We start from the raw sequence: 15,049 nt of genomic DNA, 5'->3' as shown, positions 1-15,049 counted from the left end.
ACAATGACGCCGAAGAATCTGCCCCAGTTCAAGGACCAGATGACGATGGACAACACACTTACAACCCATACCGGCTTTCGCTTCGAAGTGCGCCGCGCGCGCCCTGAGGATGAGCCAACGCTGGCCGAGTTCTTCACTCATGTGACCGCGGACGACCTGCGCTTCCGCTTTCTCGGCGCTGTGAAGGAAGTCTCGCATGAACGGCTGGTCGCGATGACACGCTCAGACGACGCCCATATCCATAATTTTCTAGCATTCTCAATCGACGGTATGCTGATCGCGGTTGCGACACTGGCAAGCGATCGAGCCGATCGAAACGGCGAGGTCGCGATCTGCATTCGCCAGGATCGCAAGCATCTGGGCGTTGGCTGGGAGCTGCTCGCCGATATTGCGAAATACGCCGAGGGCCTCGGCCTCAAGGCCATCGAGTCGATCGAGAGCCGTGAAAACCGTGCTGCGATCGAGGTCGAGCGCGACATGGGTTTCAGCGTCACGACCGATCCCGACGATGCGACGCTGGTCCTGGTTCGGCGAGAGCTGGGGGCGCGATCAGCCGCTTAGCTACCGCGCTCCCTCCCGGGCCGTTTCGCGCGCGCAGGTCGAAAGTCGAGTATCTCGCTGGCCACAGCTCTTTCTTCATCCGCTGGAATGACAAGGACATCGACGCGGGAATTCGTGGCGCTGACCACCTCGTCGCCTTCCCGGTTTCGCTCTTCGTCGAGACCGACTCCGAGCCAGGCCGCGGCGGCGCTGATCCTTTCCCGGATCAACGCCGCGTTTTCGCCAATGCCGGCAGTGAACACAAGCGTGTCCAGTCCCCCCATGGCAGCGGCCAGCGATCCTATCTCGCGTCCGATCCGATAAACGAAGAGATCGACAGCCTCGGCGGCGGCAGGGTCGTCTGAGCCGATCAGGGTCCGCATATCCCCAGATATTCCAGACACACCGAGCAGGCCGGATTGCTCGTAAAGAAGCGTGACCAGTTCGTCCCCGGATAGTCGCCGTTCCTGCAGCAAGTGAAGGATGACCCCCGGGTCAAGTGCGCCGCAACGCGTGCTCATCACCAGACCGTCCAGGGTCGAAAACCCCATCGTCGTGGCGATGCTTCGTCCGGCATCCATGGCGCACAGGCTGGCGCCGCTGCCGAGATGGGCGACGATCGCCCGACCGCCGGCGCGCGCGCCGTATCGGTCACGCAGTTTCGAAGCAACATAACTGTAGGACAACCCATGAAAGCCGTAGGAAACGATGCCCGCGTCAGTCATCGCGCGCGGCAGCCCGTAGATTTTGGCGAGCTCCGGCCTGGTCGAATGAAACGCTGTGTCAAAGCACCCGATCTGGAGGGCCTGCGGCAAGAGTTCAGCAGCCAGTGCGACAATCTCGAGATTGATCCGCTGATGGATGGGCGCCAGCGACTCTAGCAGGCGCAGCGCTTTGAGCGTGCGTTCGTCGAGCAGCGTCGCTTCGGTGAAGTCACGCCCACCGTGAACGATCCTGTGCCCTACCCTGTCGATGCGGCGCAGGAGATCGTTTTCGGCGAGCACGGATGCAACCGCCGCGAACGCCTTGCCCATAGCGATCGGTGCTTCGCCCAGGCTCTTGTCGATCTTGGACCTGCCGGCCGCGGCCTCGGCCCGCAGCCGCGGTTGTTGACCGAGAGAGGAGACATTGCCGCGCAGCAGCACCAGGAGCTCGCCTCGTCGCTCGAAGACGGCGAACTTCAAGCTCGAAGAACCACCGTTCAGGACAAGGATCGCATCGGTCATGAAGCCGTCCGATATGTTGCCGCAGCTATGCGCCTGCGAACGGGCATCCGTTCAATCCGGACGCTTCGGCCCCGCATCGGCATCCTGTTCCCACTTCCACTCAAGGATCTCCGGCATATCCTGCCCATGGGCGCGAATATACGCTCGATGTTCAAGCAGCTTGCTGTCCATCGCCTGCTTGATGCCGACCTGCATGCTCTTCAGTCGCGGAACCCAATCTACGACGCTTTGGACGATATGAAACCGGTCGAGACCGTTCAGCACCGTCATATCGAAAGGTGTCGTGGTCGTGCCCTCCTCGTTGTAGCCGCGCACATGGATGTTGTCATGGTTGGTGCGACGATAGGTCAGGCGATGGATTGTCCAGGGATAGCCGTGATATGCGAAGATGACCGGCTTGTCGGTGGTGAACAGCGCATCGAACTCACGATCCGAAAGACCGTGCGGATGATATTCCTTTGGCTGGAGAGTCATCAGGTCGACGATATTGACCACCCTGATCCTGAGATCGGCAACCTGTTGCCTGAGGATCTGCACTGCGGCCAGCGTTTCGAGGGTCGGGACGTCGCCAGCGCAAGCCATCACGACGTCGGGCTCAGCCCCATCGTCGGTTGACGCCCAGTCCCAGATGCCGATCCCTGCCCGGCAGTGAACAATTGCCCTGTCCATCGACAGCCACTGCCATGACGGCGGTTTGCCGGCGACGATGACGTTGATGCGGTTCCATGTCTGCAGCACATGGTCGGTCACGCACAGCAAGGTGTTGGCGTCCGGTGGCAGGTAGACCCGCACGATGTCGGCCTTCTTGTTGAGGGCGACGTCGATGAAGCCAGGGTCCTGATGGCTGAAGCCGTTGTGTTCCTGATGCCAGACATGGCTAGACAACAGATAATTCAGCGATGCGATCGGCCGCCGCCAGGGGATGTCGCGGCAGGCATCGAGCCATTTCGCGTGCTGATTGAGCATGGAATCGACGATGTGGATGAACGCCTCGTAGCAGGAAAACAGACCATGGCGCCCGGTTAGCAGGTAGCCTTCCAGCCAGCCCTGGCAGGTGTGCTCGGAGAGGATTTCGAGAACCCGGCCATCGCGCCCCAGATGAACGTCTTCGGGCAGCATCTTCTCCATCCAGCCACGCTCGGTCACTTCAAACACGTCCTGAAGGCGGTTCGAAGCAGTCTCGTCCGGGCCGACGATCCGGAAGTTTTTCGAGGCCTCGTTTAACTGCATGACATCACGCAGGAAACTGCCCATGACCCGCGTCGACTCGGCTTTGACGCCGCCGGGGCGCTCTACCGCAATGGCGTGGTCATGCAACCCGGGCAGTTCGAGAGACCTGCGCAGCAGGCCGCCATTGGCATGAGGGTTGGCGCTCATGCGCCGTGTCGCCTGGGGTGCCGTGGCACGGATCGCGGCGACAGGAGCGCCGGCGGCGTCGAACAGTTCCTCGGGCCGGTAGCTTTTCAGCCACTCCTCGAGCAGCTTGAGATGGGCGGGGTTTTCCGCAAGGCCTGACAAGGGAACCTGGTGCGAGCGCCAGAAGCCCTCTGTCTTCAGACCGTCGACCTCTTTCGGTCCCGTCCAGCCCTTGGGGCTGCGCAGCACGATCATCGGCCATATTGGTCGCGACGTCGGCGACGCCGAGCCAGCGCGCGAGGCTTGCTGGATCGCGCGGATGCGGTCTAGCGCATCGTCGAGCACGCTCGCCATGCGCTCATGCATCAGGGCAGGTTCGTGGCCTTCCACGAACAGCGGCTCATAGCCGTAGCCGGCAAACAGCGCGCGCAATTCGTCTTCGGGAATGCGGCCCAGAATAGTTGGATTGGCGATCTTGTAGCCGTTCAGATGCAGGATCGGCAGCACCGCCCCGTCGCGCGCGGGGTTGAGGAATTTGTTGGAATGCCACGCGGCTGCCAGCGGCCCCGTTTCAGCCTCGCCGTCGCCGACGACGCAGGCAACCACAAGATCCGGATTGTCAAAGGCTGCGCCATATGCGTGCGACAGCGAATAGCCTAACTCGCCACCCTCATGGATCGAGCCGGGCACATCTGGTGCTGCATGGCTCGGGATACCGCCGGGAAACGAAAACTGCCGGAACAGCTTGCGCATCCCCTGCTCGTCCATCGCAATGTCGGGATTGAGCTCGCTGTAGGTGCCTTCCAGATAGGTATTCGCCACCATTGCCGGGCCGCCATGGCCGGGGCCGCAGACATAGATCACATCTGCGTCCCTGAGCCGGATCGCGCGATTGAGGTGCGCATAGATGAAGCTCAGGCCGGGCGACGTTCCCCAGTGGCCGAGGAGACGCGGCTTGACGTGCTCCAACCGCAACGGTTCACGCAGCAGCGGATTGTCGAGCAGGTAGATCTGGCCGATCGTGAGATAGTTCGCAGCTCGCCAATAGGCGTCAATGTCGTGCAACTCCTGTTCGGACAACCGTTTGGTGTTGACTGATGTTGCCGAATGTTCGGTCATCTGATTTGGCTCCGTTGCTCATTTTGCGAAAGCCCGCGGATTGCGCCTCAGACATGGCACCAACGCATCGTTCGCCTTTCGGTTCATCACTGCTCGGCCCGACCGTCGCTGCGCGCACTCCGCAAGCTGGGCGTTCGCGCTGGTCGGAACCACGGTCAGGCTTGCATCAATGATCAGGTTTTCAGCCGCTCCCGCCAGAAATGTTTCAGGAACTCAAGGCAGACCAGCACTGCCAATCCGGCCGCAAGCGTCACGGCGAGGTCGTCCAGATGCAGCGGTCCGAACTGGAAGAGATCACTCGCGAGCGGCCACAGAAGCGTCCCGCCCAGCGCTGCCGCAACCACTACGACGACAAAAGCAAGCGATCGATTTGGCCGGAACAACGCAATCAGCAGCAACTCGCTGAACGTACGGTTGACGAAAATCAGCCCAACGATCGTCAGCACCAGCGAGAAGAACGTCAGGGCTCGAATCTCGTTTTCCGGCATTCCCCAGTGCAAGGCGAAGAGGAAGATGCCAGCGACAAGCGCGAATGCCAGCAGGCCCTGCACAACGCTCCACGCGATCAGCGAGCGCGAAAAGAGCGCAGCTTCCGGATTCCGCGGCGGACGCCTCATCGTGTCGTCTTCCTCTGTTTCTGCTTCAAAGACCAATGAGCAGACCGGATCGATCACCATCTCCAGAAAGGCAATGTGGATTGGCCCGAACAGGATAGGAAGCCCAAACAGCAATGGAAGCAGGGCCAGCCCAGCGATCGGCACGTGCACGGCAAGAATGAAGCCCATTGCCTTGCGCAAGTTGTCGTAGATGCGGCGACCCAGCCGGATGGCTTTGACTATCGACCCGAAGTCGTCGTCGAGGAGGACGATGGACGACGCCTCCCGCGCGACATCCGTGCCGCGACCGCCCATGGCAATGCCAATGTTTGCGGCTTTCAGCGACGGAGCATCGTTGACGCCGTCTCCAGTCATGGCGACAATCTCACCATTGGCCTTCAAGGCTCTGACGATTGCCAATTTCTGCTCGGGCATGATCCGCGCGAACACCGCTGCGGTCCTCACCCGCGCCGACAGGGCAGCGTCATCCAGTGTCTTGAGCTCTTCGCCGGTGACGACATCGTTGAAATCGAGCCCGGCCTGGCTGGCGATTGCTTTCGCGGTCGCGGGATAGTCCCCGGTAATCATGATCACTCTAATTCCGGCGGAGCGGCAATTGCTCACCGCGTCCGGAACCCCTGAACGCAGGGGATCGGCAAGTCCGACGAGGCCGATGAATTCGAAATCGAAACCAGTCTGTTTGTCCGGCAGTTGATCGCCAGCATGGCTGGAAACCGCAACGCCCAGGACGCGCAGTCCTTCCATCGCCATGGCGTCCACAACATCCTTGACCGAATCGACACGATCCGCAGGGAGATGGCAGAGTGCCGCGATGGCCTCCGGCGAACCCTTGGCGGCGATCAGGCAGTCGGCGCCTCCATCTGACGATTGCCAGGCATTCGACATTGCCAACAGTTCAGGGCGCAACCCATAGGCGCGGGCCAGCTTGCGATCAGTGCTGGCTGCGCGCTTGGGGAATCGCTCCTGTGCGAGTTTGTGAAATGCCCTTTCCATCGGATCAAAGGGAATCTCGGCACTGGCAAGCACGCCGATCTCGACCAACTCCCCAAATGCCGCAGGCATCTCTGTGTTTGAGTTGTTCAGGCGAAACAGTTTGCCATCGGGCGTTCTCAGTTCTGCAATTGTCATGCGGTTCTCGGTCAGCGTTCCGGTCTTGTCGGTGCAAAGGACCGTTGCCGAGCCAAGCGTCTCGATCGCTGCTGCACGACGCGTGAGCACGCGCGCCTGCGAGATGCGCCATGCGCCCATGGCCATGAAGATTGTCAGCACCATGGGAAATTCCTCGGGCAGCATCGACATGCCGAGCGCAATACCGGCCAGCGCCGCATCGAGCCATCCGCCACGCAGCAGGCCATAAAGCACGACCGCGAGAACACTGACCGCGCCGCCGACCAGTGCGAAGATGGCGACAAGGCGTTTTGTCTGTCGCTGCAGGCGGGGTGCTTCGGTCTCCATGGTGCTAAGCGATTGCCCGATCGCACCGATTTGGCTGAGCGGCCCGGTTGCCAGAACTTCGCCGATGCCTGAACCGCGAACGACGAGTGATCCAGAAAATGCGAAAGGCAGGTCATCACCCCCGGGCCTGCATTCGGCTGGCAGATCGCCTTGCCCGGCAGCAATCTTTCGCACCGGCACGGACTCTCCTGTCAGCAAGGACTCGTCGGTCTGGATATCTCGACTCTGGATGAGCAAGATATCGGCCGGAATCCGATCCCCCTCGCCCAGCACGACCGTATCGCCGCGCACCACCTCGCGACCCGCAATCCGCCTGCGTTCGCCATCGCGTATTACCAGGGCGCGCGGACTTGTCAGGTCGCGCAACGCCTCGAGAACACGCTCGGTCCGCGCCTCCTGAACGATGGTAATCCCCACCGACAAGGTGGCAAATGCAATCAGGATCAACGCCTCCTGAAGATCGCCAAGAAGCAGATAGACGCAGCCTCCACCCAACAGCAGGGCAAGCATCGGCTCTCGCACGACCTCGATAGCGATTCGCAAGGGCGTCCGACGGCTGGATCTGGGCAACTCGTTGAACCCGTCGGTGACAAGCCTAGCCTGTGCCTCAGCTTCGCTGAGGCCGGTCAAGGCAATGGTCGATGAGGTGGCTCGAGACATTTTGGCTTTCTTCCATCTCCAGCGCACTGTTTGGGTGCGCCTTCAGGCTCCGTCACGTGCTCAGATGCTACTGTCGCCGGTGTCGAGCGCCCTGCGCATGCGCCTGATCACCGCTGCTCGACTCCGCTCGTCGGCTGCGGCGCTGACCGCCTCGTTTTACGTCCAGGAGAAGTTTTGAAAGGTCATTGTGCCAGTCGAGGCGGGCAATCTTTTCCGACCTCAGACGGCGGGGCTCGTTGACCTCGACCGGCAAACTGCGACCGGGGGTCAACTGGAAAGCATCGTCCAGCCTGGGAATGATGATCTTGTCGTCGGGTATCAGTCCTGCAAGCCTTCCACGCAGACTGCCGAGTCCAGCCTCCTCTCCATGCGTCAGGAACACCTGCTGCCTCACCGGGGTTCGGGCCTTGAGCCAGGCGACCAGCTCGCTGGCGTCGGCATGGCCGGAATAGAGGTCGAACAGGCTGATACGCGCCTTGACCTCGACTTCCTCACCCTGGATGCGCACGCGCTGCGCGCCGTCGAGGAGGATCCTGCCAAGCGACCCTTGGGCCTGGTATCCGGCCATCATCACCGTGGCATTCCTGCGCCAGAGATTGGCTTTGAGATGATGGCGGATACGCCCCGCGTCGCACATGCCGCTGGCGGCGATCGCCACGAAGAAGCCGCTCAGGCGGTTGATCGCCTTGCTCTGTTCCACCGTCTCGGTGAAGCGCAGCTCCTTCGAGTTCAGGGCCTGGCGCAACACGTCACCCTGTTCGATCTCATTGGCATGGCGCTCAAAAATCGCACTGGCGCGTGTCGCCAGCGGCGAGTCAACGAAGACCGGAGCTGTCGGCACTTCCCCCGCTTGCATGAGCAAATACAGGTCGACCAGCAGTTCTTGCGTCCTTTCGACAGCGAAGGACGGAATGATGAGCGGGCCGCCGGCCTCGGCGGCTCCACGCACGATGTCGCCAAGCTGGGATCGCCGCTGTTCGGGCGAAACGTCCGGCCGGTCGCGGTCGCCATAGGTCGATTCGCAGATCAGATAGTCGACGCCTGCCGGCCCCTCGGGGTCGGTTTGAAGCAGCTTGTGGCCTGGGCCGATGTCGCCCGAAAATATGATCCGCAAGGGCGCATCGTGTCGGTCGATCTCGAGCTCCACCGATGCCGAACCTAGCAGGTGGCCAGCGTTCCAGAAGCGGGCGCGAAGGCCTTCGGCGACCGTGGTCCATTCGCCATATTCCAAAGCTCGGAACAAGGTCATGCACGCGGCGGCATCCAGCTGACTGTAGATCGGCTCGACGAGCGGGCGACCGCGCCGCGCGTTGCGGCGGTTCAGGTGCTCGACCTCCATTTCCTGGATATGCGCCGAATCCGGCAGCATGACCGAGCAAAGATCGATGGTAGCGCGCGTCGTATGGATGGGGCCAGAAAAGCCCTGCCTGACCAGTTTCGGCAAAAGGCCGCTGTGATCGATATGCGCGTGCGTCAGGATGACAGCGTCAATCGCATCCGGTGGAAACGGGAACGCACCGTAGTTCAATTCCCGCTCGGACTTCGACCCCTGGAACAAGCCACAGTCGATGAGGATGCGCGAATGCAGCGTCTCGATCTCATAGCATGAGCCGGTGACGCCATGGGCTGCGCCGTGGAAACGCAGGATAGGATCCTTGTCGCCTCTCATCTCGCCACGACCTAATGCGACAGCAGGACAGGCAGGCGCAGATCCGCGAGAATGCCTTCGGTGGCGCCGCCAAGCACGAAGTCCCTGACGCGGGAGTGGCCGTATCCGCCCATGACAAGCAGATTGCCGCCGATCTTCAGCGCATGCTCCTGAAGGGCTGTTCCGATTGAACTGTCCCCTGCCTGGATGGAGACAGCCTCGGCCGCAAGACCGCGCGTTCTCAAGCCCAGCGCAAGGCGTTCGCCGATCCCCTGCCCCGGAAGCGGCTTTTCATCGGTCACGGTCAAAACGGTGATCGTCGAGGCACGTTCAAGAAACGCCCGCGCGTCGGCAACAGCTCGTGCGGCTACCCGGCTGCCGTCCCACGCGATAACGACGCGTCCAAAGGCCCCAACGTCTGTGGAGTCTGGAAGAAGCAGGGTCGGTCGACCCGAGTCGAACAGTATCGCCTCGGCTAACATTCGCGTCGCCTGGTTGCCCGGCGCCCAGCCGACCAGGCAGACATCGAAATAGCGGGAATGCTTCGCGGCAACATCTCCCATCAAGGCCGGTGATGCTGTCAATTCCTGCGTGGTGAGGGTCACACCGGCGCGCGCGGCCTCTTGGGTGACTGCCTCGAGCAGATCTTTGCCACTTTTGCGACTGGTCGCCTCGGCCTCTTGTATCTTGTAGGGAAGGTCCAGCAAATAATTTGAAAGCGCGTTCGAAACGTCGGGAATGTCGACGTCGATGGCTACGGCGTACAGCGCCGCGTCGATTTTCTTGACGACAGCGACCGCGTTCGCCGCGATTTTCGTGGAGTTCGCGTCTGGGTAGGTCGCCAGGGACAGAGATGCCATCAGTTTCATCAGAATCGCCTCCATTGCTGCAAAGGCCGAAAGGCCATCGTTCGCCACATCTTGTATTCAATGGACGCGACGAGCTTTGACCCAGCGCAAATGCGACCCAGCCATTGCGAGTTCGTAATTCGCAGCTTCATCGATCTCGGGGAGTTCAAAGGGATTCGAGTTTCTGACCCCGTAGTTGGGCGGCCCAAATCGCTCAAGCGTAGCAGCGAAGCCGGAACTGACAGCCCGACGGGCGGGGAAGGCGATAGCGCTCCATCGACTCGAACCCCGAACATTTTGCGAGTTGTTGGCGCACTCGAGTCGCCTTGTGGCCGCACCACGAGCCGGCAATACAGTCTTTGGCACGATCGATCGACATGCCGAAATACTCAAGCACGCAAGACGGGTCGGGCCTGCGAGCCCTGGGATATCTGACGCACAGACAGTTTGAGAACTAGAACTACACAAGCTTGCTGCGTCGCTGGAGGCGCCGGTCCTAGCAATCTCACGTCCCGGGGCCCGATACCACTTTCGCACACAAGGTGGCGCTGGCGCAGGTGTTCGCGACGCCGGCAGATGCTGAGCAGAAAAGAGCTTCCCAAGAGACCGTTGGTCACCCGATCGCAGGAACGAAAATGGAAGAGAAGGAGAACTTTCGTGTGCAGTTTTTGCACACGAACTCGGATAACGAATTGATTTTATTTACCTATCCGTCCAGTCCATCATCGGGGCGATTGCCACCTTATGCTCTTGGTATCTCGACATTTTTTGCGTCAATTGGTTGGTTGATGCGGGCAGTATGGCCACCAATCCTCATATCGGCGACATATGCGAAGTAGGCAAGCCCCTCGCTCGAGCAGCAAGTCTGAAGGCGGTCCTTCTGCGCCTGCCAAATCCTATGGCCTGAAGTGCTGTCTTCTCGTTTTTTCGAGTGCTGGGCGAAATCGCTCCAAGAAATCGGAAGCTTGCACCCCTTGCTACACCGCAGGAGAGCGGCACGCCGTTTTGCGACCTGGTCGATAGTCTTTCAACTGCGGCGAACAAGACGGGGGACCGCCTTTCCAGGATTGGCTGCTTTCCGAAGTTGCCGACCATAAGCGGATGGTGGCCATCCTGGGCCGCGCCGCATCAGGCGTTCGCAGACACAATGGCAAACGGACAAACAGTCAAATCGGCGCCGGGGGCCGGCGCCGTTTTCGACTACAGTCGGTCCAGAACGCTACCGCCGCAGCGCGTACACGCGCCCCGCTGGCTCGCTGCCCACCGACAAGGCCATCTCGTCATCCAGAAGCCGCGTGATCCGGGCGAAGCCCGTGAACGCCTTCCTGGCTTCTTCAGCCGACATCTGCCCCGACAGGGCGGCCGCGCAGCAGTTCAGCGCGCATTGATAGACAGGGCCACGTCGCCCGGTCGGCCATTTACGCAAAAAAACCATGGCCTCGGCAACACTGTCGATTTCCTCGATAGGGTGTCCCTGCCCGCGTGAGATCCGCACGGGCGAAAAAAAATGCAAATAGTCCATCACATCCTCCCGCTCGGTCGCGACGTGTTCGACCGAACCCCATCAAACGCGCCATCATCCACTTGGTTCCATAAAAAACGTACGCTTGGCAAAAAAAGGTAGGTTTGCCCGCCGCGGCTCCGATGTCGTCGCGCCAGCGCTTGAAAGCGCCACGAACCCGACTCGCCGATCAGAGGGCAAGCATCATGCCGCGCGACAATGGCGATCCCCATTGAATATCTTTAAGGCCAAAGCCGGCAAATCAGCCGATTGCCCCTTCCCTCGCGTCAGGCGTAACCTTGACGGTCAACGCGTGAGGGCGCGTGCTGCAAGAAGGGGACAATTGCAATGACGATACAAGGCGCATCGCCGGATCTATATAACGAAGATCTCGCACCGGCCAAGATACGAAACTGGGGACCATTCTCGATCTTCAACGTCTGGACGTCGGACGTGCACAGCCTCTGGGGTTACTATCTCGCCGCCAGCCTTTTCCTGTTCTGCGGCGGTTTCGTCAACTTCATCATCGCCATCGGCATCGGCTCGCTCGTCATCTACGCGCTGATGAACATGGTGGGCTATGCCGGCGTGAAGACCGGCGTGCCTTACCCAGTGCTCGCCCGCGCCTCGTTCGGCATATGGGGCGCCAACATACCGGCGCTGGTGCGCGCCATCGTCGCCTGCTTCTGGTACGGCGCACAGACGGCGGCCGCTTCCGGCGCCATTGTCGCGCTGCTGATCCGCTCGCAATGGTTCGCCGATTTCAACGCCAACACCCATTTCCTCGGCCACTCCGGGCTGGAAGTGATCTGCTTCGTGGTCATCTGGGCGCTGCAGCTGCTGATTATCCAGAACGGCATGGAGACGGTGCGCCGCTTCCAGGATTGGGCCGGGCCAGCCGTGTGGGTGATGATGCTGATCCTGGCCGTCTATCTCTGTGTCAAAGCCGGGACCTTCGCCTTCACCAGTGACATTCCGATGGAGGTGCTGCTCGAAAAGACCAAGGATGCGGGCGTGCCAGGTACGCCGGGATCGTGGACGTCGCTGTTCGCCGTCGCCGCGATCTGGGTGACCTATTTTTCGGCCCTCTATCTCAACTTCTGCGATTTCGCCCGCTATGCACCGGACAAGGCATCGCTGCGCAAGGGCAATATCTGGGGCCTGCCGATCAATCTCATCCTGTTCTCGCTGGTCGCTGGCGTCACCACCATTGCCGCTTACGACGTCTATCACGAGGTGCTGCTGCACCCCGACCAGATATCGGCGAAATTCGGCAGCTGGTTCCTGGCCGCGCTCGCCGCCTTGACCTTCGCGGTGGCGACGCTCGGCATCAATGTCGTGGCCAACTTCGTCTCGCCGGCCTTCGACTTCTCTAACGTCTTCCCGCGCCAGATCGACTTCAAGAAGGGCGGCTACATCGCGGCACTGATCGCGCTCGTGCTCTATCCCTTCGCGCCTTGGGAAGGCAGCGCTGCGTCCTTCGTCAACATCATCGGTGCGACGATGGGGCCGATCTTCGGCGTCATGATGGTCGACTACTACCTGATCCGGAAGGGCGAGGTCGACGTCGAAGCGCTTTATCGCGAGGACGGCGAGTTCCGCTTCCAGGGCGGCTGGCATGTCAATGCCTTCATCGCTGCCGGCATTGGCGCCGTCTTCTCCTCGATCCTGCCGAACTTCACCAACTGGCTGCCATCCTGGTGGGGCGTCTATGGCTGGTTCTTCGGCGTCGGGATTGCCGGCATCATCTACTACGTGCTGCGCACCGCCGCCGTGGGTGCCGGCGCCAAGACGGCGAAGGCCTGAAATGGGGCAGTAGGCAGGAAAGGTAGGGAAAGCAGACGGCTTCCCCCTACTGCCTACTGCCTACTGCCTACTCCTACCATCTCGGCCAACCGGCGCACCGTGTTCCAGTTGCGCGACGTGCCGACGCCCAGGCGTTTGTGATTGGCGGCCGCGAGCAGCCGTGAACTCGGTCGTTCCCGCGAAAAGACGACCCAGATGTCGCCGCCGCGTGACATCACCTTCTCATCGGCGGCGGCATAGGTCTCGAGCGCCGCCGCCGCATCATCGGGCACGGGCTTGCGCATTATCCGGACCGCCACCTGGTCACCGGTCTCGGCGGATTCAGCCGGAAACGGATTGCCGGCCGCGAGCCTCAGCCAATCTTCGGCAGCGCGCACGATGATATCGACATGTCGGCCGAAAGCTTTTTTGAAGGCGGCCTCCAGACGCTGCTCGAGACCAGCGACGTCCGTCGCCGGCGCCTCGAAGACAAGATTGCCCGTCGCCACGAGCGTACGGACATTCTTCAGCCCGAGGCCTTCCGCCATCGCCTTCAGGTCGGACATCACGACCCGGCGCCCTTCTCCCAGGACGATGCTGTAGAGAAGGGCGACGTAGGTCTGCATCGGATGCCGAACCCCGCCTGGCGCGCCTATACCAGGCGCGATTGTTCGACCGCCGCCTCGATGAAGCTGGCGAACAGCGGATGCGGGTCGAGCGGCCGGCTCTTCAGCTCGGGGTGGTATTGCACGCCGATGAACCAGGGATGGTCGGGGTATTCGATCGTTTCGGGCAGCACGCCGTCGGGCGACATGCCGGCAAACACCAGGCCGCAATCCTCCAGCCGCTGCTTATAGTCGATATTGACCTCGTAGCGGTGGCGGTGACGCTCGGAAATCTGCGTGTCGCCATAGATGTCGGCGATCTTGGAACCCTTGGCGAGCTCGGCCTGATAGGCGCCGAGCCGCATCGTGCCGCCGAGATCGCCGGTTGCCCGGCGCTTCTCCAGCATGTTGCCCTTCAGCCACTCCGTCATCAGGCCGACGACCGGCTCCTTGGTCGGGCCGAATTCGGTCGAGGAGGCCTCATCGACCCCGGCCAGCGACCGCGCCGCCTCGATACAGGCCATCTGCATGCCGAAGCAGATGCCGAAATACGGCACCTTGCGCTCACGCGCGAATTTCGCAGCCAGGATCTTGCCTTCCGAGCCGCGCTCGCCGAAACCGCCGGGCACCAGGATGCCATGCACCTTTTCCAGCCAGGGCGCCGGATCCTCCTTCTCGAAGATTTCCGATTCGATCCAGTCGAGCTTGACCTTGACGTGGTTGGCCAGACCGCCATGCGACAGCGCCTCGATCAGCGATTTGTAGGCGTCCTTGAGGCCGGTATATTTGCCGACGATGGCGATGGTCACCTCGCCTTCCGGATTGTGGATGCGGTTGGACACGGCCTGCCACGGCTCCATGCGCGGCTTCGGCGCAGGGTCGATACCGAACGCGGCCAGCACTTCCGAATCGAGCCCTTCCTTGTGGTAAGCCATCGGCACGTCGTAGATGTGCGGCACGTCGAGCGCCTGGATGACCGCGCTCTCCCTGACATTGCAGAACAGCGACAGTTTTCTACGCTCTTCCTTGGGAATGGCCCGGTCGGCGCGGACGAGCAGGATGTCGGGCGCGATGCCGATACCGCGCAGCTCCTTGACCGAATGCTGGGTCGGCTTGGTCTTCAATTCGCCCGCGGTCGGGATATAGGGCATCAGCGTCAGATGCACATAGACGGCGTTGTTGCGCGGCAGGTCGTTGCCGAGCTGGCGGATCGCCTCCAGGAAAGGCATCGCCTCGATGTCGCCCACGGTGCCGCCGATTTCGCACAGCACGAAATCATAGTCGTCATTGCCGTCGAGGACGAAATTCTTGATCTCGTCGGTGACGTGCGGGATGACCTGCACGGTGGCGCCGAGGTAGTCGCCGCGCCGCTCGCGCTCGATGATGTTCTTGTAGATGCGGCCGGTGGTGATGTTGTCCTGCTGGTTGGCGGAACGGCCAGTGAACCGCTCGTAATGGCCAAGATCGAGATCGGTCTCGGCGCCGTCATCGGTGACGAACACCTCGCCATGCTGATACGGCGACATCGTGCCCGGATCGACATTGAGGTAGGGATCGAGTTTTTTGATGCGTGCGCGATAGCCCCGCGCCTGCAAGAGAGCCCCTAGGGCCGCTGCGGCAATGCCTTTTCCAAGTGAGGAAACCACGCCGCCTGTGATGAATACATATCGCGCCATGGGAGTCATCGCT

General features: G+C 61.4%; 9 protein-coding genes and 1 pseudogene. 2 read left to right on the top strand and 8 right to left on the bottom strand.

Going from position 1 to position 15,049, the window contains the following annotated elements; genetic code table 11:
• Window positions 1-45: 45 nt before the first annotated feature.
• Window positions 46-561, top strand: a complete 516-nt coding sequence (locus tag FJ428_RS15430; protein ID WP_140879819.1) for a GNAT family N-acetyltransferase — start codon at window positions 46-48, stop codon at window positions 559-561.
• On the opposite strand, the gene FJ428_RS15425 is transcribed toward FJ428_RS15430, so the two are convergent.
• The 6 genes and pseudogenes from FJ428_RS15425 to FJ428_RS15400 all read right to left on the bottom strand — a co-directional run bounded on the left by FJ428_RS15425 (window position 558) and on the right by FJ428_RS15400 (window position 10,991).
• Window positions 558-1,766, bottom strand: coding sequence for an acetate/propionate family kinase (locus FJ428_RS15425; protein WP_140879656.1), 1,209 nt, complete (start codon window positions 1,764-1,766; stop codon window positions 558-560). The genes FJ428_RS15430 and FJ428_RS15425 overlap by 4 nt on opposite strands.
• 51 nt (window positions 1,767-1,817) lie before the next feature.
• The gene (locus FJ428_RS15420; RefSeq protein ID WP_140879655.1) at window positions 1,818-4,241 is read right to left on the bottom strand and encodes a phosphoketolase family protein; all 2,424 of its coding nucleotides are present in this window, start codon (window positions 4,239-4,241) and stop codon (window positions 1,818-1,820) included.
• Between the two features lie 173 nt (window positions 4,242-4,414).
• Entirely contained in the window at window positions 4,415-6,973 is a 2,559-nt protein-coding gene (locus FJ428_RS15415; RefSeq protein WP_140879654.1) for a cation-translocating P-type ATPase, read from the bottom strand.
• A gap of 60 nt (window positions 6,974-7,033) precedes the next feature.
• A pseudogene (locus FJ428_RS15410) lies at window positions 7,034-8,642 on the bottom strand (MBL fold metallo-hydrolase).
• 11 nt (window positions 8,643-8,653) lie between these two features.
• A complete protein-coding gene (locus tag FJ428_RS15405; protein ID WP_140560968.1) occupies window positions 8,654-9,490 on the bottom strand; it encodes a universal stress protein in 837 nt (278 codons plus the stop codon).
• A gap of 1,198 nt (window positions 9,491-10,688) precedes the next feature.
• Entirely contained in the window at window positions 10,689-10,991 is a 303-nt protein-coding gene (locus FJ428_RS15400; protein WP_140686406.1) for a DUF982 domain-containing protein, read from the bottom strand.
• Between the two features lie 327 nt (window positions 10,992-11,318).
• Between FJ428_RS15400 and FJ428_RS15395 the strand changes: the two genes are divergently transcribed.
• Complete coding sequence (locus FJ428_RS15395; RefSeq protein WP_140498646.1) at window positions 11,319-12,776, top strand: NCS1 family nucleobase:cation symporter-1; 1,458 nt, start codon at window positions 11,319-11,321, stop codon at window positions 12,774-12,776.
• 53 nt (window positions 12,777-12,829) lie between these two features.
• Here FJ428_RS15395 and FJ428_RS15390 read toward each other — a convergent pair whose 3' ends face one another.
• Both FJ428_RS15390 and FJ428_RS15385 read right to left on the bottom strand, forming a co-directional pair.
• Entirely contained in the window at window positions 12,830-13,381 is a 552-nt protein-coding gene (locus tag FJ428_RS15390) for a DUF1697 domain-containing protein (RefSeq protein ID WP_140625119.1), read from the bottom strand.
• 26 nt (window positions 13,382-13,407) lie between these two features.
• Window positions 13,408-15,045, bottom strand: a complete 1,638-nt coding sequence (locus tag FJ428_RS15385; protein ID WP_140632799.1) for a CTP synthase — start codon at window positions 15,043-15,045, stop codon at window positions 13,408-13,410.
• Window positions 15,046-15,049 lie beyond the last annotated feature (4 nt).

The sequence above is a fragment of the Mesorhizobium sp. B2-8-1 genome, assembly GCF_006440955.1.
Lineage (GTDB): Bacteria > Pseudomonadota > Alphaproteobacteria > Rhizobiales > Rhizobiaceae > Mesorhizobium.
This window is presented reverse-complemented; position numbering and strand designations above follow the sequence as displayed.

Excerpts from the sequence above, each read along its gene's own strand:
- FJ428_RS15425 (WP_140879656.1), bottom strand. The coding sequence starts at position 1,766 with ATGACCGATGCGATCCTTGTCCTGAACGGTGGTTCTTCGAGCTTGAAG.
- FJ428_RS15430 (WP_140879819.1), top strand. The coding sequence starts at position 46 with ATGGACAACACACTTACAACCCATACCGGCTTTCGCTTCGAAGTGCGC.
- FJ428_RS15420 (WP_140879655.1), bottom strand. The coding sequence starts at position 4,241 with ATGACCGAACATTCGGCAACATCAGTCAACACCAAACGGTTGTCCGAA.
- FJ428_RS15415 (WP_140879654.1), bottom strand. The coding sequence starts at position 6,973 with ATGTCTCGAGCCACCTCATCGACCATTGCCTTGACCGGCCTCAGCGAA.
- FJ428_RS15405 (WP_140560968.1), bottom strand. The coding sequence starts at position 9,490 with ATGAAACTGATGGCATCTCTGTCCCTGGCGACCTACCCAGACGCGAAC.
- FJ428_RS15395 (WP_140498646.1), top strand. The coding sequence starts at position 11,319 with ATGACGATACAAGGCGCATCGCCGGATCTATATAACGAAGATCTCGCA.
- FJ428_RS15390 (WP_140625119.1), bottom strand. The coding sequence starts at position 13,381 with ATGCAGACCTACGTCGCCCTTCTCTACAGCATCGTCCTGGGAGAAGGG.
- FJ428_RS15385 (WP_140632799.1), bottom strand. The coding sequence starts at position 15,045 with ATGACTCCCATGGCGCGATATGTATTCATCACAGGCGGCGTGGTTTCC.
- FJ428_RS15400 (WP_140686406.1), bottom strand. The coding sequence starts at position 10,991 with ATGGACTATTTGCATTTTTTTTCGCCCGTGCGGATCTCACGCGGGCAG.